The sequence below is a fragment of the Type-A symbiont of Plautia stali genome (genome assembly GCF_059731155.1).
Window position 1 is genome coordinate 3,761,782 of record NZ_AP035891.1, and the last position, 18,367, is coordinate 3,780,148.

An 18,367-nucleotide genomic window follows, 5' to 3' on the forward strand; every position below is an offset into this window, starting at 1 on the left:
TGCGGGAGAGGGTTGGGGTGAGGGGAAAACGGGGAAAACCACTCACTTCTCTACCGCAACGCCCTGCGCCAGCTGACCAATCAATGCCCCCAGCGTCTCTACCGCAGCCTCAGCGCGTGCATCCCACGGCTAGGCGGTGTTGAAGCGGAAGCAGTGGCTAAAACTCTCGCTGCTGGAAAACAGCTGGCCCGGCGCAATACTGATGCCTTGCTGCAGCGCCAGATGATACAGCTGCGTGGCGTTGATCTGCTCCGGCAAGGTAATCCACAAAAAGTAGCCTCCGGGCGTATCGCTGATGTGCGCCTCGGCGGGCAGCACGCGGCGCAGCGCCTGCTGTGCCAGCTGTTTGCGCTTCGCCAGCGTCTGACGCAGCTTTTTCAGATGCGTATCGTAGCTGCGGGTGCTGAGAAAATCCGCCAGCGCCAGCTGCATTGGCGCGCTGGTCGAGAGCGTACTCATCATCTGAATGCGCTGCACGCGCTGCGCGTAGCGCCCCGCCGCGACCCAGCCCACGCGAAATCCCGCCACCAGATTTTTCGAAAAGCTGCCGCAGTGCAGCACGTAACCCTCGCGGTCGAACGCTCTGGCCGGCAACGGCTTATCGTGGCCGTGATACAGGTCGCTGTACACGTCGTCCTCTATCATCGCCACCTGATAACGCGTCAGTAGCGCCACCAGCTGCTGTTTGCGCTCGGCGCTGAGCGTAAAGCCGAGCGGATTCTGCCTGTTGGTCATCAGCCAGCAGGCTTTCACCGGCCAGCGCTGCAGCGCCTGCTCCAGCTCATCCAGATCGATGCCCTGCTCCACATCGCTGGCGATAGCAATCGCGTTCAGCTTAAGCCGTTCAATCGCCTGCAACGCGCCATAGAAGGAAGGGTTCTCGATCACCACCCAGTCGCCCGGTTCGGTCACCGCCTGCAGGCTGAGGTTTAGCGCTTCCATCGCACCGTTAGTAATGACGATGTCATCCGGCGACAGCGTAATGCCCTGCTGCGCATAGCGCTGGGCAAGGATTTTTCGCAGCGCTTCATTACCGGGCGGTAGATTATTCAGGGCATCGGTGGGTTTAAGATTGTGCGAGACCTTCACCAGCGAGCGCATCAGCTGGCGCTGGGGAAACAGTTCCGGATCGGGGAAAGCAGAACCAAACGGCATGATGGCCGGATCGCGCGTCACCTGCAGCACATCAAACACGAAGCTGTTGGTATCGGCCTGGTCGGTTTTAGCGATCGCCTGGGTTGGCAAACGCGGCCGGCTCTCCGCCGCGCGCGGTGCCACGTAGTAGCCCGACTGCGGCTTCGACACAATCCAGCCCTGGCTCTCCAGCACTTCGTAAGCGTGCATCACCGTCATCAGGCTTAACCCGCTCTGCTCCGCCTGCTGGCGCAGCGACGGCAGCTTTTCACCCGGCGGCCAGATGCGTGCTTCGATTTGCGTACGTAGCTGATCTACCAGCTGCTGGTATTTGGCCATGGCTCCATTCCCTGCGACCTGCGTGCGCGCCAGTATAGCCTGCCGGCCATTGCTGCGGCTAAAAATCCGTGTCCTTTCCTCGCGCGTCGCCAGTTTTCCTTCAAGACCGTTCTCGTTGGGAGAATTATCCGATCCACTAATAATCGCCGCCTGTCGCTTGATTCGGACAGATTCACCAAGACGTTAATTATTATCAAACAGGAATATTCATGAGGACAGCACTCACCAACGCAAGACAACTCTGGACCATCGATCCGCAGCGCACCTTTAGCGGCTCTGCACCGACCGAAGCCGGCGGCATCATGGAAATTGTTATGGACAGCACCGTCTATACTGTCACTATCGCCGCTGACGGCAGCTGGAGCTGGCAGCCGCCGTTTCCGCTGGCTGAAGGCCCGCATAACCTCTCCGTGCGCACCATCGATCGCGCCGGAAATATTGGCGCCCCTTCGCTGTATATCGTTAACGTCGACCTTACCGCGCCGGACCAGCCGCTGATTATTGGTGCCGGGGATGATTTCGGCGATAAAACCGGTCTGGTCAGTTCCGGCCAGCAGACCGATGACCGTACGCCGACCCTGAAGGGCGTGGACGAGCCGGACAGCATCGTGCGCCTGTACAATGAACAGAACCAGCTGATTGGCAGCGTTAAAGCCAGCAGCAACGGCTACTGGGAAATTACCCCAACGCTGGCTAACGGTGAGCATTCACTGTACGTCACCGCCACCAATGGCCGTGGCTACGTCAGTCAGGCATTGGAGGCATTTACGCTGACCGTTGCCGATGGCGCAGCCGTTCCGGTACCCGGTAAGGTGGAAATCACCCACGCGCAGGATAACGCGGGTGCCGCACAGGGCAAGCTGCTGGACGGCGCGCTGACCGATGACACCACGCCAACGCTGCACGGTACTGCGCCAGCCAGCAGCAACGTGCTGATTCAGTACCGGGACGTGAACGGCCAGTGGGTTGACGGCGGTTACGCCGGCAGCGGCTGGACCGACGAGTTCACGCTGGAGATTGATTTGACGCCGGAGAGCGAGATTTCAATCACCCATGCGTGGGATGATTTCGGTGCCAACACTGGCCGGCTGGAGAGCGGTGCAATCACTGATGACCGTACGCCAACGCTGTTTGGTCGCGGTGAGGCTAACAGTTTAGTTTATATTCATTTCCGAAATGTTTTAGGAAAATTGGAGCTTCTTGATAGCGTTCAGGTGCAAGAAGACGGTAACTGGTCCATATCTTCAGATAGATTAGCGCCAGGGAGTTACGATTTTTACGCCGATATTGATTTGCTCCCTAAGGATGGCCATGAAAATAATTTCACATTACAAATCATTGAGTAATCGACCTTCAAACCCGAGATTTTATATGCAATCGACAATGTTGGCCCAAAGCAGGGTAAATTAAACTCTGGCAGTATCACTGATGACCCTACTCCAACATTCAGTGGAAAATACATATCAAACAGTCTGGTTAACAGACTACTGAAGGATAAAAATAATGGTGAGACAAAAAGTTATCAAGTTATGACTAATGACAAGGGGGAATGGACATTTACCCCGCCGTTCGACTTAGCAGAAGGATATTGGAACATAAGTGCACAATCCCCTTCAAACAATTTACTATCTAGTGATTTTGATTTAACGCGAGTCAAAAGTGATTTACCAGATAGATTTACAGAAGATTTTTCATCTTATAATGAGGCGCCTATTACTGGACCGTTGCTAGTGCAGGGAGGTCGGATTGATTTTTCTGGAACTAATGCTGAAATAGCTGGTGGCAGGAATGGTAAACGTTATCATCTGGGTGACACAAGCAGCAAGACAGGTAAGTTTATATTTACACCTGACTATCTAACAAATGAAATAAGCTTCTTTCAAAGAAGCTATGTAAAATACAGTACAACCTCCGTGAAGGTTTCAATTTATGACGAAACTGGGAAGTTAATTCATGATGAAGTTATCACATCAGTCGAATGGTCAACATTTACCTATAAATCAGAACAAGGAGTCCTTATTAGTGAGATAGTCGTAACCGTAAAACATGATGTCTCAGGCACAGACTTTTATGACATTACTTATAAGCCTGTTGCCCCAAGACATAGCTCTACACATGATTCATTCATGTCTTATGACGACGAAAATAGTGAAAAAACACTCACCCATTTGAATTTCAACATTGAAAATAGCAGTAATAAAATTCATGAAAGAATTTTCACTGACACATTGAAAGATGTTTTATCATTAGACAATAAACAATTATTTATCAACAATGATAAGCAGCAAGATATTTCTCAGGCCCAGCACGGAGATATCGTTCAACTTAAAGATTTAAATATTAATGACACAGAATCATGGACCCAACAAACCGGCACCGGCACCATCGCTGGCGTGCAGTATGAGGTCTATTCCCACAACGGTAGCGATGCTGAACTGCTGGTGCAGGAAGGGGTGAAAGTCGAGCTGGTGTAAGTTTTTGTCGCCCTTTATCAGGCGGGCATGAGGTAAAAGCCGTGGCAGGGATGCTGCGGCTTTTTGTTGAGTCGGGTGCGGTCTGGCCCTCACCCCGGCCCTCTCCCGCACGCGGGAGAGGGAGAAAAGACACACAGCGCGCACGCGGTAAATGGAGAAAAGACATACAACGTGCACGCGGGAGAGGAGGAAAAGAGATACAGCACGCAAGTTAGAGTGTGGAAAAGACATACCGCGCGCGGGAGAGAGGAACGACAGGCGGCAGAAACCAGCCCCTACTCCGCCGCTGTCAACGCCGCGGGTTTGTCCTTAACAAAGTCCGGTAGCTCGCTGATTCGCTCTGGCGGCAGTGGTTTGCCCAGCAGAAAACCCTGCAGGGTGTCGCAGCCGAGCCCGGTGAGAAACGCCTGCTGATCCTGAGTTTCCACGCCTTCGGCCACCACTTTGAGATCCAGCGACTGCGCCAGCGCGACGATGGCGGAGACGATCGTTGCATCTTCCGACTTGGCCTGTAGCTCGTTAACAAAGGCGCGGTCGATTTTCAGCTCGCTGGCCGGTAAGCGCTTGAGATACAGCAGGCTGGAGTAGCCGGTGCCGAAGTCATCAATCGAGGCTTTTACCCCTATGCTGGTCAGCTCGGTGAGGATGCGCACGCTCTCTTCCGGATCGCGCATCGCCGTGGTTTCGGTGACTTCCAGCGTCAAGAGCTCGGCCGGGATCTGGTGCTGTTCCAGCGCCTGCGTCACGGTGTCGACCAGGTTGCACTGCTCAAACGGCAAGGCAGAGAGGTTCACCGCCACCGACCAGTGCGGATGGCCCTGCTGATGCCAGATGTGCAGCTGGCGGCAGGCTTCGTTGATCACCCAGTTGCCGATATTAATGATCATGCCGGTCTTCTCGGCGATCGGCAAAAACTTGTCCGGCGTTAGCAGGCCGCGCGTCGGGTGCTGCCAGCGCAGCAGCGCTTCGAAGCCAATGATCGGCCCGCTCGGCGCGAGTACTTGGGCTGATAGAACAGACGCAGCTCGTTGCTATCCAGCGCCTGCCACAGATCGTTATTGAGCTGCAACTGCGACTGCGCCAGCGTGTTCATGGACGGCTGGAAGAAGTTGTAGCCGTTACGGCCGTTGTTCTTGGTGTGATACATCGCGGCGTCGGCGTTAAACATCAGCTCGCGCTCGTCTTTGCCGTCACCGGGATAAACGGCGATGCCGATACTCAGCGACACCATCAGCTCGTAGCGTGACACGCTAAACGGGCGATCCACGGCTTTTACCAGCGCATCCGCCACCGCTGCGGCATCATTGGGATCGCCGATCTCAATCAGCAGCACGAACTCGTCGCCGCCCAGCCGCGCCAGCGTGTAGTGCCCTTTCATCTGGTCGGTCATGCGCTCGGCTACCGCAATCAATAGGTTATCGCCGACGTGGTGACCAAAGGCATCGTTGACTGCTTTGAAACCGTCGAGATCCATAAACATCAGCGCAAACTGCGAGCGCTCGCGGTTGGCCTTATTGATCGCCTGCTCGAGGCGATCCTCCAGCAGGATGCGGTTCGGCAATAGCGTCAGGTTATCGTGCAGCGCCAGCTGTGCCAGCTCGCGGTTGGCCTCCGCCAGCGAGCGCGCGAGGATTGAGGTGCGCGCCTGCATACGCGCGTCGAGCATCGAAACCAGCAGTGTAATGCCGAGAATCGCCAGCGTCACTACCGTGACCAGCATCGCCAGCCAGTCGCTGTTCACGCCGTGATGCGTGGCGTGACTGTGCATCGGGAAGTTCGCCGCCGCCATTGCCGGTATAGTGCATACCGGCAATGGCGCAGCCCATCACCACGGCCGCCCCGACGCGCAGTAGCGTGACGCGGCCATGCCCTTCGCGCAGGTTGAACGCCAGCCACAGCGCGGCACCGGAAGCCACCAGTGTAATCAGCACCGAAACCGCAATCCAGCCCCAGTTCCAGCTGATGCCCGGCTCAAACATCAGCGCCGCCATGCCGGTGTAGTGCATCGCCACCACGCCGGAACCCAGTACCAGCGCACCGCCCATCAGCCGTCGCCACGGCAAATCGCCGGACGAGCCACCAGCCACAGGGCAAAGATGGAGGCGAGAACCGCCACCACCATCATGCAGGTGCGCATCTTCAACTGGCAGCAGATTGACGGCCAGGAACAGTATCAAACGCAGCAGCAGGTGGTCGCCAGCCCGCCGATGGTGCGGCTGGAACCGGGGCAGAAGCAGCTGGTGCGCCTGATTCGCCAGAGCGCGCCGCCTGCGGGCGTGGAGCAAGCCTATCGCGTGGTGCTGGATGAGATCCCGACGCCGCGCTCGCCGGGCGAGAATCAGGCCGGGCTGACCTTTCTGATGCGCTACTCGGTGCCGCTGTTTGTCTATGGTGATGGCCTGACGCACGACAGCGCCAAAGCCGATCTCAGCTGGCGTCAGGTCAGCCGCGACGGCAAACGCTGGCTGGAGCTGACCAATCGCGGCAACGGCCTGTTTGGCTATGTGCTGGCTAACAGCAGCCACCGCTGGCCGCTGAACAGCCCGGTGAGCGGTGAACTCGCGGCCGAGGTGAATAAAAATAACTGGCGCAGCGCTGCCGCGCGCTGATGAAGCTGACGCCGCCTCCCTGCGCGCTGGCGGTGACCACAGCGTGCTGTGCTTTTCCCCGCTGAGGAGCGCAGAGACCTTCTCTGAGCTGCCACCACCGCCTGCGGTCAGCCACAGCGCCAGCGGCCAGCAATACATGCTGGAACTGGTGGTGAACCAGCGCGAACGGGGCGAGATTGTGCCGGTAGAGCGGCGCGACGGTGAGTTCTGGCTGCGCAGCGGCGATCTGCAGCGTGCCGGCATTCCGGCGGCGAAGCTGGCTGGCGAACAGGTCGCTCCCAGTCAGTTGGGTGAGGTCAAAGTGGAATACGATGAACGCCGCCAGCGCCTGCTGCTGACGGTACCGCCCGCCTGGCTGCCATAGCAGACGCTCGGTCAGCCGCAAAACGGCCCGCGCTATCCCGGCCAAGCCAGCAACGGCGCGCTGCTCAACTACGACCTTTACGCCACGCGCACCGACAACGCCGGTTCGCGCCTCTCCAGCTGGAACGAGCTGCGCCTGTTCGGCCCGGCCGGCCAGTTCTCCAGCAACGGTGTCTATATCCAGCAGCTTGAGGGCGACACCAGCGGCCAGCAGCAGGGTTACATTCGCTACGACACCTGGTACAGCAATGAGAACGAGAACGCCGCGCTGAGCTGGCGCGCCGGCGATCTGATTACGGATGCGCTGGGCTGGAGCAACAGCGTGCGCCTTGGCGGCGTGCAGATCGCGCGTGACTTCAGCGTGCGGCCGGATCTGGTCACCTACCCGCTGCCGGCCTTTAGCGGCCAGGCGGCGGTGCCGTCGTCAGTCGATCTGTTTATCAATGGTTACCGCAGCGCGCAGGCCAACGTGCAACCGGGGCCGTGGTCGCTGACCAATGTGCCGTTCGTTAACGGGGCGGGAGATGCAGTGATCACCACCACCGACGCGGTCGGTCGTCAGGTGACGACGACGCTGCCGTTCTACGTCTCCAGCAGCCTGCTGAAAACCGACCTGTCCGATTACGCCTTCTCCGCCGGGGCGATTCGCGAGAACTACGGCATCAAAAACTTTGATTACGGCGCAGCGGCGGCCAGCGGATCCTATCGCTACGGCCTGCGCGACTGGCTGACGCTGGAATCGCACGCCGAAGGCAGCAGCGACGTGGCGATGGGCGGTGCCGGCGCGCTGGTGAAGCTGGGCAGCCTTGGCGTCATCAACGCCGCACTGGCGCAGAGCCAGCTGGACGGCAGGCCCGGCACCCAGTACAGCTGGGGGTTACCAGTACAACAACAGCTGGTTCAGCCTCGGCACCCAGCACACGCTGCGCAGCGCGGATTTCGGCAACCTGGCGCTGGTCGGTAGCCGCGGCGACAGCGCCAATACCAGCTATTCGCTCGCCAGATGCAGCGCGCAGTACACCGCCAGCCTGTCGCTCAGCCAGTACGGCAGCCTCGGTCTGGCGTATCTGGATATCGCCGGCGGCAGCGGCGATCGCACCCGCCTGTGGAATCTGTCGTGGAGTAAAAACCTGTGGGGCAACAGCAGCCTGTACATCTCCGCCAGCCGCGACCAGCAGCAGGGCGACTGGAGCGGCGCGATTTCTCTGGTGATTCCGTTTGGCGAACAGAGCAGCGCATCAATTAGCGTCGAGCGCGATCAGCAGGGACAAAGCAATCAGCGCCTGTACGTGTCGCGCGCCATGCCGAGCGACAGCGGTTTTGCTTACGATGCGTCATGGGCGCATCAGGGCGGCGACAGCGGCGATTATCGTCAGGGCAGCCTGCGCTATCGTAATAACAAGATTGATACTTCCGCCGGCTTTTACGGCGATGATGACAACACCACGCAGTGGGCTGATTTCACCGGCTCGCTGGTGCTGATGGACAACCATGTGTTCGCCGCCAACAACATCAACGATGCTTTTGTGGTGTTGAAAACCCGCTATCCGGACGTGACGGTGCGCTACGAGAACCAGGCGATGGGCAGCACCGATGACGCCAGCTATTTACTGGTGCCGTCCATCAGCAGCTACTACGGCGCGAAGTACGATATCGATACCCTCGATCTGCCGGCTGACATGACCGCGCCGAGAGTGGAGCAGCGCTTCGCGGTGAAGCGCAAAAGTGGCTATCTGCTTAATTTCCCGGTGGAGCCCCTGCGCGCCGCCAGCGTGATCCTGCACGACAGCGACGGCCAGTCGCTGCCTGTCTCCGGCCCGGTGTTGCGCCGCGATCGCGCCACTGAATATGTCGGCTGGGACGGCATCGTGTGGATGGAAGATCTCAGCGCCAGCAACCCGATGCGCGTGGTGACGCCGGACGGACGCCAGTGCGAGACCACGCTGGCTATCGCTGAGGGTCAGCGCTAAAGCGCTGCAGACTTACGGTCCACTCACCTGCCCGCTGCCGCCTGCCGCGCCCGGTACGGCAGTGAATGCCGCCAACAACTCACAGTCAGGGATCTCGCCATGAGGAAATTTCTGTTCTTGCTGCTGTGGCTGCTGCCGGCCAACAGCTATGCGCTCTGTTCGCTTTCGGCCCCCAGCGCCAGCTTTGGCACGCAGACCACTTTTTACATGCAGTCGACGGCGGTTAATACCTCCAGTAACACCAACGTTAACTGCGGCACCGGCACGCTCAACCTGCTGGGCAGCGATTACGTTGCCTATGCATTTACCACCGCCAACTACCTGAGCGGCACGCGCGCCACCATGAAGGCGTCTGCCAGCGGCACCGATAACGTGCCGATTCAGCTGTGCATCGACAGCGCCTGTGCCACCGAACTGCGCCAAGGCGGCAGCTATCGCTGGAACTCTTCCGCGCTGCTGGCGCTCGGCAACAGCCTCAATTTTGTCATTCCACTCTATTTCCGTACCGTGCCCGGCTAGGTGATTGCCGCCGGCAGTTATACCACCACCATCACGCTGACGGTGAGTTATAACGTGTGCGCCGGGTTGAACGTGGCCGGCGCGTGCGTCGGCACGGTGCAGAGCAGCAGCGGGACGGCGATGCCGACACCGTGAATATGGTGATCACCAACGACTGCACCACGATCACGGCGCCTAACGTCAGCTTCGGCAGTGCGTCGCTGGTCGGTAGTTTTTCTACTGTGCAGCAGACGATTAACGTGGTGTGTTCAAAGGGCAGCACGTATACAGTGGGACTGAGCAACGGCAGCTATTTCAGCGGCACTACGCGCCAGATGGCGAGCGGTGCCAACCGGCTGGCGTACGATATCTATAAAGGCACCACCACCACCAATCGCTGGGGCCCGAGCGGCAGCGACCGCTGGAGCAGCGCGACCTCGACATCGCTCAACGCGGATACCGTGACGCGCAACTTTACCTATACGGCGCAGATTCTGACTACGCAGAATACGCCCGCAGCGGGGAATTACAGCGATAGCGTGGTGGTGGATGTGGCGTTTTAGCGGGTGGATAAGGAGTGGGCTGATTCCCTCATCCCCCGCCTTCTCCCGCTGGCGGGAGAAGGGGCCGATCAATCGGTTGTTTAGGTGAAGTGCAGATTTGCAAAACCACACTGAACGGTTCCCTCTCCCGCATGCGGGAGAGGGTTAGGGTGAGGGCAAGTGGGAGAATGTTAAAGTGAGGGCCAGCGCGCACCCACACGAACTACAGCGACGCGCCCACTACCGTTGCGCTGTGCCGCGCCTGGTACTGTTTCACCATGCGGCCGATCAGCAGCGTGCCCACCAGGCCGCACACCGCGGCGAACGACAGCCAGACGCCAGGCATCGCTTTATCGACTGTAGCATGAATCAGATAGCTTGAAATCGCCGGCGTAAAACCGCCGAACAGCGCGGTCGCCAAGCTGTAGGCCAGCGAAAAGCCCGAAGCACGCACTTCAGCCGGCATGATCTCCGCCAGATACACTACCATCGCGCCGTTATAGCTGGCGTACAGGAACGATAACCACAGCTCCGCTTCCACCAAGTGCGCAAAGGTCGGCGATCCCACCAGCCCGTGCAGCACCGGCCAGGTTGTCAGGATCATCAACACGGTAAAGGTAATCAGCAGCGGCCGCCGCCCGATGCGGTCCGACAGCGCGCCCATCACCGGCAACCAGAACAGGTTGGAGATGCCGACAAACAGCGTCACGAGGAAGCTCTGTTTGTCACTCATCATCAGCACGGTTTTACCAAAGGTCGGGGTAAACGCGGTGATCATGTAGAACATCACCGTGGTGGTGACCACCATCAGCATGCCGGCCAGTACCAGCGCCCAGTTTTGTCCCACTGAACGTACAATCTGGCCCATCGACGGGTGCGATTTGTGCTGGCTGAACGCTTCGGTCTCTTCCAGCATGCGGCGAATCCAGAACAGGAACGGCACAATCAGACAGCCGACCACAAACGGAATACGCCAGCCCCATTCGGTCACCGCGTCCTTCGCCAGCAGATGATTAAGCCCCAGCCCCAGCAGCGCGGCAAAGATTACCGCTACCTGCTGGCTGCCCGACTGCCAGCTGACGTAAAAGCCTTTGCGGCCTTTGGGGGCCACTTCAGACAGATAAACCGAAACACCGCCCAGCTCCACGCCCGCCGAGAAGCCCTGCAGCAGGCGGCCCAGCAGAATCAGAATCGGTGCCGCCGCGCCCAGCGTGGCGTAGCCTGGCACCAGCGCGATAGTCAGCGTACCGAGCGCCATCAGGCCGAGCGTCAGCAGCAGCCCTTTGCGCCGTCCGTGATGGTCAATGTAGGCCCCCAGTATAATCGCCCCGAGCGGACGCATCAGAAAGCCGGCGCCAAAGGTCATCAGCGTCAGCATCAGCGATGCAAACGGATCGTCACCCGGGAAAAAGGTTTTGGCAATGGCGGTGGCGTAGTAGCCAAACACCATAAAATCGTACATCTCAAGAAAGTTACCGCTGGTAACGCTAAAGATGGTTTTGGCACCGCCCTGCGATGACTTTTGTAAAGTGTGACTTGAGCTCATATCGTGCTTCCTAGTTTTTCTCCTATTTTAGCCTGCCGGCGCGCGAATAGATGTGATCTCGTTCACCATTGCACCTTACAAAAGTACAAACAAAGGTAACAAATGATTAACACGACCGGTCGGATCAGCTTATGATAAAAGTTAATAATTCTGGGCTTTTGCGGTGGCGTGCGCGGGACAGACTATCGACCTTTCCACTGGCATAACTTTAGCACCATCAGGCCTCAGCAAGCAATGTCATGAGCCATATCCCACTCTTTTTAATGCCTTTTTCATTAGCAGAACTTATTAAGATCAGTCTTAGAAACGAGACGATTCTGGTACATGGCGCCATCCCCTTCCCCGTTATGCTGGGCAGGCAACGGTAATCACGCCGTTGTTGATTTTTGTGGAGAATACTTATGCTAACACCTCTCAGCTTTGACCCCTTTTCATCCATTAATACCTTGCGAGTGGGAACACCTTATCCGCTGCTGAGCGGCAGCCTGCCGGCGCAGGCCGGTGAAATCATTGAATTCATTATCAACGATCACCGCTACAGCACGCCGATTGCCGCCGACGGCAGCTGGTCATTTCAGCCACCGTTCTTACTGAGCGAAGGCAGCCATGACATGGTGGCGCGCATCGGCAACAGCGGCGAACCGCATCCGTTCTCTGTTGACGTCGCGCTCTCGGTGCCGGACAAACCGGCGATCACCGCGCTGTTTGACGACGTCGGCAGCGAAACCGGCCCGGTCGGGCGCGGACACACCATTGATGACACCACGCCTAAAGTGCAGGGCTATGCGCTGCCGGGCAGCACGGTGCGGCTGTACGATCACGGCAGGCTGATTGGCAGCACCGTGGCCAGTAAAAGCGGCGAATGGTCGCTGGAACCGCTGCTGGGCGCGGGCGGGCATCAGCTAATCGTCACCGCCACCGACGAGTTTGGCCGCGTCAGTGAACCTTCTGAACACTTCGACGTCACCGTCGTTGAGAGCGGACCGTTGCCGCCGACCATCAGCTACGCCATTGACGATGTCGGCACCGTGCAGGGCCAGCTCGCCAGCGGTTCCACCACCGACGACTTCTCGCCGCTGATCGTGGGCCGCACGGAGCCGAACAGCATCGTTTATCTGTTCGCGCAGAACGATCACGGCGGCATCGGCTATAACGGCAGCGTTAAAACCGATGCCAACGGCGACTGGGTGATTCAGTCACGCGCGATGATCAGCGGTGACGGCATGTACACCTTCTATGCCTCCTACGAGAACAGCAAAGACGACTACCGCCCGGATTTCAGTCTTAACCTGTCGGCGCTGGAAAATCTGCGTCCGGCTATCGACTGTGCGCGTGACGATACCAGCGCCCATACCGGCCAGGTGTACCATCGCGGTACTACCGACGATAAAACGCCGGTGCTGGAAGGTCGCGGTGCACCGGGCAGCATCGTTGAGATTGAGTACAACCTGAGTAACAGCGGCTGGCACAGCGCGAGCAGTGTGATAGTCGATGCGCAGGGCAACTGGCAGTTCGCCGGCTTTGAACTGACCTATTTTGGCGAAAGGGGTTTCCGCTCGCGCGGCGTGGCCGATGGCAAAGCCAGCGCGTGGAGCGATAAGTTCGAGCTGCTGGTAATCCCCGGCGCGCCGCTGGAACCGATCATCGACTACGCTTGGGACAACGCGGGCCCGCTGCAGGGGCCGGTTTATCAGCACGGCTCAACCGACGACACCACGCCCACGCTGCACGGCAGCGGCACGCCGGGCCAGGTGATTGAGATCGAATTTGGCGTGCAGGGTGAAGGCCTGCGCCACGCCGGCAGCGTGCTGGTCGATGCCGACGGCAAGTGGAGCTTCACCTCTCCGTATCTGCATCAGCCTGGCGTGTGGGAATATCAGGCGCGCGCCTCAACCGGCGAGATGAAGAGCAACTGGAGCAGTAAATTCGTGCTCGACGTCAGCCCTGACGCCGCGTTCGATCAGCAAGTACAGGATGAAGCCCAGCCGGACGCGCTGACGCTGCATCAGTTGCTGAGCGAAGGCGGCAAAGGCCTGTTCATTGAGGATGACAGCACCCAGCTGCTGGTAAACGGCAAGCCGGGCGACAGCGTGCAGCTGCAGGATATTCTGCCAGCAGGTGAAGCGGTCGACGGCTGGACGCAGCAGACCGGCACCCTGACCATCGCCGGTACGCAATATCACGTCTGGAGCCACGGCGACGCCGAACTGCTGGTGCAGGACGGCGTGCAATTGCAACTGGTGTAACCCCCCGATGCCGTGCGCGCAGCACGGCATCACCCTGCCCTCTTTCCCCCGGCTTTTCACTCGCTCGGACTTTTCTCCCTTCGGGACAGGTCTCATACAGCGTTTTAAGCCATCTATTACAAAATGCGCCCTCTATAACAAGGCGCAGCGGCCCTCGCTGCAATGGACCCAACGTAAAACACAGGAAAAATTCCATGGATCTGTTTGATTTTAAACAGGTGAAGTACCTCGAGCGTGACACCAACACCCCAACCTTTCTCGGTAAAATCGATTCAGAAGTGGGTAAAGGTGGCTAGGTAATGATTACGCTTGGCGACAGGAATTTCTTTGTCGACATCAACCCGCAGGACGGCAGCTGGAAGTGGACGCCGCCGGAAGCGCTGGCCGACGGCGAATACAGCCTCTCCTTTATGACCATCGATACCGCCGGTAACCTCAGCACGCCGACGCAGCGCACGCTGATCGTTGACACCACGCCGCCGGTCGCGCCGACGCTGCTTAACCTTTATGACGATCAGGGTGCCATTACCGGCAGCTTTGACGCCGGCAAAATGCCCGACGACCGCCGCCCGACCCTGACCGGCATCGCCGAAAAAGGCACCGTGGTGTATCTGAAAGAGGGCAACACCATTATCGGCAGCGCCAAAGCCGACGAGAAAACCGGCCTGTGGACGCTGGATCCGACGGTAGATCTGGCGGATGGCCGTCACAATCTGACGCTGGTAGCTGCGGAAACCTTTGCGGATAAGCTGCGCGAAGGTAAAATCTCGGATGAGTTTATTATCGTAATTAGCAAGGATGGTGACAATCAGCCAAAACCAGGTGTCAATGTAGAAATAAGACATGCAATTGATAACGACGGAGAGAATACCGGCTTATTGAAAAGTGGCGGCATTACCGATGACATCTCTCCAAAACTTTATGGTTCCGCAACAGAAGGCAATGATGTCTTAATTCAATACCGAAATAACAATGGACAATGGATTGATGGTGGCAAAGCTAGGCTGTGTCCCTTAATTACATAACCTTTTGTAAAACAGCCGGATGCATCCCAGTTTCACCATCGCCAGATAATTCCTCGCCGTTTTGTCATAACGTGTGGCAATGCGGCGGTATTCTTTTGTCCGGAGTAGGCTTTGTCAGCCAGCACTGCATGGCCACGACGCTTCATGCTGCCGTTCCGGCGCTGAACACCAATACCGTCCAGAAGACGTTGTGCAAACTGGCTTTCGTGAGCCTGACCGGGACTCAGTACGATATTTAACGGCAGACCGCTTCCGTCTGTCGCCAGATGGATTTTGGTGCCAAAACCACCGCGAGAGCGACCCAGCCCATTATCTCCGGCGGTATCGGAATGTTTTTTTGCGCCCCGGCGGCGCACCTGAGTGCCCGGATATTGCTGCCATCCAGCGCAGTTGCGGACCAGTCAGCGAGACCATGAGCATCAAGAGAAGAAAGTAACCTGTTGAAAATAATGTTAATCACTCCCGATTTAGACCATCGATTAAAACGGTTATAAACGGTCTTCCATGGGCCATATCGCTCAGGCAAATAGCGCCATGGTGCGCCTGAACACAGCACCCAGAACATGCCGTTGATGATCATACGATGTTCAGCCCATGGACGTCCGGCCCGTGGTGTTGCTGGTTCAGCAGGTAATAAGGGCTGGATGATAGTCCATGCTTAATCGGGAAGGTCGTAGCGAGCCATAGTTCAGTGTGTTGTGGAAACAGGTAGTTAATATATCTCAGGTGATTAAGGGACACAGCCTAGCATCCAGCGGTGTGCCATCGGAAAAGGTGACGCTAGGACGAATTTTAAAGGTGTATTCCGTTTTATCCGCGTTGCTGCTCCAGCTTTCGGCAATCCACGGTTCCACCTGCAGGGTTTTCGGATTTTGCCACGTCAGTTTTTCGGTGATCTGATTAAGAATGCCGCCGTTGGGATAAAAACCCCCGGCCGGCGGATAAAGGTTGGTATGTGCCTGCTGTTCCAGATAAATCAGCGTGCCGCCTTTGACCGGCGTCTCCGCCGCGTGGGCGCTAAATATCCCTGTCAGAAGGGCTAAGCTCAGCGCCCGCAAGTGAAAATGCGTCTTCATGATGATTTCCTTTGTTATCAAGTGCCCGGTGGGCTGAAATCATCATCAAATGTGCAACCCGTGAGTTGAACCAATGAATTGCACTAAGCTTTTGCGAAAATAACAAAAGCGGATAGTTAATTTTATGCCGCAATTACTAGGTTGTTTTCCTGGCTCGATAAAATTGTTTTTTCTCAACCTGAAAACCTGCGCTGATGTTATTGCTGCTGCGGATCATTACCGGCTCGCGTAATGTTAACCTGACAGAAAGCGGAATCCGCTTTACGAAAAATCAGGCTTTCACCAGCAAGTATTATGACTATTTCTCATTTCCTGATTCGCTTTGCCGATTTAGTTGTTTTACGAAATATAAATCTCCCCGCCACACTAAGCGCCATATTCATCGCAACCCTATTTATCGAAATAAGGAACAGGCGCATGTCATACCGACTGAGTTTGCTCGACAAATCACCGATTGCAGAAGGTGAGAGCGCCACGCAGGCCCTGCATCGCACACTGCAGCTGGCTCAGCGCGCGGAAGCCTGGGGTTATCATCGCTTCTGGCTGGCGGAACACCACAACAGCGACCAGCTGGCGAGTCCTTCGCCGGAATTGTTGATTGCATGGATCATCGGCCAGACCCGGCATATCCGCGTGGGTTACGGCGGCGTGATGTTGCAGCACTACAGCCCTTATAAAGTGGCGGAAAACTTCAACCTGCTGGCTGCGCTGGCACCCGGACGTATCGACCTGGGCGTGGGCAAAGCGCCCGGCGGACTGCCGCTTTCCACCCGCGCGCTGCAGCTGGGGGTGCATCAGCAGGAGAAAGGCAGCTTTGCCGAACAGCTGGCGCTGCTGGATAGCTGGCTCAGTGTGCCGCCGGTGGGTGATGAGGAGATCCTGCGCGCCACGCCGCAGCCGCCACGTCCGGCCAATCGCTTTCTGCTCGGGGCTAGCGAAGCGAGCGCCCGACTGGCGGCTGAGCTCGACTGGCAGCTGGTGTTCGCCGCGCACCATAACGGCGATCCGCAACTGATGGCGCAGGTGCTGAACAGCTATCGCCAGCACAGTCAGGGTCAGCACGCGCTGGTGGCGGTACAGGTGGTGGTGGCGGATTCGCCGGCAGAAGCCGACCTGCTGCTGGTCGACACACTGCGCATTTATCACGTCAGCGTGACGGGCGGACAGAGCGTTAACGTTGGCAGCATTGAACAGGCTGAGCGCTATGTGCGTCAGGGCGGTTTCAGTGACTACGTGATTGAGCCACGCACGCCGTCGCTGCTGAAAGGGACCGCGGCACAGGTGCACGCGCAGCTTGATGCGTTGCATCAGCTCTACGGCATTGAAGAGTTTGTTATTGATACGCCGGTAGCGGAGGAGCAGGCGCGGGTGAAGTCCCTCGAACTGCTGGCGACGCATCGTCTGGTTAGCGCCTGACCGGGAGGTCCTGTGACGATATTAAGCGAACAGCAGCTGATTGACTGGCGGCGCGAGCTGCACAGCTGGCCGGAACTCTCCGGTCATGAAGTGGAAACCAGCGCGCGGCTGCGCCGCTGGCTGCAGCAGGCTGACGTGCGCCTGCTGGATTATCCGCTGCACACCGGCGTGGTCGCGGAAGTGGGTCAGGGTGCACCACTGATCGCCCTGCGTGCCGATATCGATGCATTACCGATCCATGAAGCTTACCGGGCTGCCTTTTCATTCACGGCAAGCCGGCGTCATGCACGCCTGCGGTCACGATGTGCACAGTGCAGTGATACTGGGTGCCACGCTGCAGCTGAAAGCACGGGAAGATCAGCTACCGGGGCGGGTGCGCATCCTGTTCCAGCCGGCGGAAGATATTGCCCAGGGCGCGCGCCAGTTCATCGACGCGGGTGTGCTGGATCAGGTACAGGCGATTTTTGGTATGCACAACGAACCAGGTTTGCCCACTGGCACCTTTGCCACGCGCAGCGGTGCGTTTTATGCCAACGCCGATAAATTTGTGGTGCGCGTGCACAGCACCCGCACGGACGTGAACAGCATCCTGGTCGCCAGCCAGATTATTCAGGCGCTGCAATCTCTCACCAGCCGCAGTTTTAATACGCTGGAGAGTCTGGTGCTGAGCGTCACGCGGATTGATGCGCACAGGCACGACGGTCAGCAGACTGCTGAAGCGGAATTTGGCGGCACGGTGCGCACGCACGACAAACAGGTGCGCGCGAGGTAGTGGTCAATATCGCCGCCGCCAGCGGTGCCACTGCCACCTTTAGCTGGCATCCGGGGCCGCCGGTGCTGGAGAACGACGCCCACCGGGCACAGTTTGCCAGTCAGGTGGCACAGCAGGTGGGCTATCTGGTGCAACAGGCTGAGCTGCACCTTGGCGGCGAAGATTTTGCTTATTACCTGCAGCACCTCCCCGGCGCGTTTGTCAGCATTGGCAGCGCCAGTGAATTTGGCCTGCATCACGGTGGCTTCAACCCCGATGAAGCGCTGATCGCCCCGGCGGCACACTACTTCAGTCAGCTGGCGCAACAGGCATTGCAGCAGCTAAACGCGCGATGTTGCGACGCCATCCTTAACTGAT

7 protein-coding genes and 7 pseudogenes are annotated in these 18,367 nt (G+C 58.0%); 9 read left to right on the plus strand and 5 right to left on the minus strand.

The genetic code is table 11. From position 1 onward, the window contains the following. Nucleotides 1–132: 132 nt before the first annotated feature. Nucleotides 133–1,473: pseudogene (locus tag AC6I8M_RS19965) on the minus strand (aminotransferase-like domain-containing protein); the annotation flags it as partial. A 209-nt stretch (nt 1,474–1,682) separates the two neighbouring features. Between AC6I8M_RS19965 and AC6I8M_RS19970 the strand changes: the two are divergent. Together AC6I8M_RS19970 and AC6I8M_RS19975 are read left to right on the plus strand one after the other, a co-directional pair. After that, complete coding sequence (locus AC6I8M_RS19970) at nt 1,683–2,819, plus strand: Ig-like domain-containing protein (protein WP_010618405.1); 1,137 nt, start codon at nt 1,683–1,685, stop codon at nt 2,817–2,819. Nucleotides 2,820–2,849: 30 nt separating this feature from the next. Next, nucleotides 2,850–3,947, plus strand: a complete 1,098-nt coding sequence (locus AC6I8M_RS19975; RefSeq protein ID WP_498013838.1) for an Ig-like domain-containing protein — start codon at nt 2,850–2,852, stop codon at nt 3,945–3,947. Between the two features lie 275 nt (nt 3,948–4,222). Here AC6I8M_RS19975 and AC6I8M_RS19980 read toward each other — a convergent pair. Then, nucleotides 4,223–6,069: pseudogene (locus AC6I8M_RS19980) on the minus strand (putative bifunctional diguanylate cyclase/phosphodiesterase); the annotation flags it as partial. Here AC6I8M_RS19980 and AC6I8M_RS19985 point away from each other — a divergent pair. From AC6I8M_RS19985 to AC6I8M_RS19995, 3 genes and pseudogenes are all read left to right on the plus strand, one after another. Further along, entirely contained in the window at nt 6,044–6,556 is a 513-nt protein-coding gene (locus AC6I8M_RS19985) for a fimbrial biogenesis chaperone (RefSeq protein ID WP_022548079.1), read from the plus strand. The pseudogene AC6I8M_RS19980 and the gene AC6I8M_RS19985 overlap by 26 nt on opposite strands. Beyond that, nucleotides 6,553–8,992: pseudogene (locus tag AC6I8M_RS19990) on the plus strand (fimbria/pilus outer membrane usher protein). The gene AC6I8M_RS19985 and the pseudogene AC6I8M_RS19990 overlap by 4 nt, the downstream one beginning before the upstream one ends. After that, a pseudogene (locus AC6I8M_RS19995) lies at nt 8,989–9,950 on the plus strand (Csu type fimbrial protein). The pseudogenes AC6I8M_RS19990 and AC6I8M_RS19995 overlap by 4 nt, the downstream one beginning before the upstream one ends. Nucleotides 9,951–10,152: 202 nt before the next feature. Here AC6I8M_RS19995 and AC6I8M_RS20000 read toward each other — a convergent pair. Further along, nucleotides 10,153–11,475: an MFS transporter gene (locus AC6I8M_RS20000; RefSeq protein ID WP_498013580.1), complete on the minus strand. Its 1,323-nt coding sequence runs from the start codon at nt 11,473–11,475 to the stop codon at nt 10,153–10,155. Between the two features lie 401 nt (nt 11,476–11,876). Here AC6I8M_RS20000 and AC6I8M_RS20005 point away from each other — a divergent pair, with 401 nt between their 5' ends. Both AC6I8M_RS20005 and AC6I8M_RS20010 read left to right on the plus strand, forming a co-directional pair. Further along, nucleotides 11,877–13,721: an Ig-like domain-containing protein gene (locus AC6I8M_RS20005; RefSeq protein WP_022548088.1), complete on the plus strand. Its 1,845-nt coding sequence runs from the start codon at nt 11,877–11,879 to the stop codon at nt 13,719–13,721. A 299-nt stretch (nt 13,722–14,020) separates the two neighbouring features. Further along, on the plus strand, nt 14,021–14,746 hold the full coding sequence (locus tag AC6I8M_RS20010; RefSeq protein ID WP_022548089.1) for an Ig-like domain-containing protein: 726 nt from the start codon (nt 14,021–14,023) through the stop codon (nt 14,744–14,746). Here the strand turns inward: AC6I8M_RS20010 and AC6I8M_RS20015 are convergent. Together AC6I8M_RS20015 and AC6I8M_RS20020 are read right to left on the minus strand one after the other, a co-directional pair. Next, nucleotides 14,735–15,395, minus strand: a pseudogene (locus AC6I8M_RS20015) (IS5 family transposase). The gene AC6I8M_RS20010 and the pseudogene AC6I8M_RS20015 sit on opposite strands and share 12 nt — an antisense overlap. 97 nt (nt 15,396–15,492) lie before the next feature. Further along, nucleotides 15,493–15,822: pseudogene (locus AC6I8M_RS20020) on the minus strand (ABC transporter substrate-binding protein); the annotation flags it as partial. A gap of 417 nt (nt 15,823–16,239) precedes the next feature. On the opposite strand from AC6I8M_RS20020, the gene AC6I8M_RS20025 reads away from it, so the two are divergent. Further along, complete coding sequence (locus AC6I8M_RS20025; protein ID WP_010618055.1) at nt 16,240–17,238, plus strand: MsnO8 family LLM class oxidoreductase; 999 nt, start codon at nt 16,240–16,242, stop codon at nt 17,236–17,238. Nucleotides 17,239–17,250: 12 nt separating this feature from the next. Continuing rightward, a pseudogene (locus AC6I8M_RS20030) lies at nt 17,251–18,366 on the plus strand (amidohydrolase). Nucleotide 18,367: the final 1 nt, after the last annotated feature.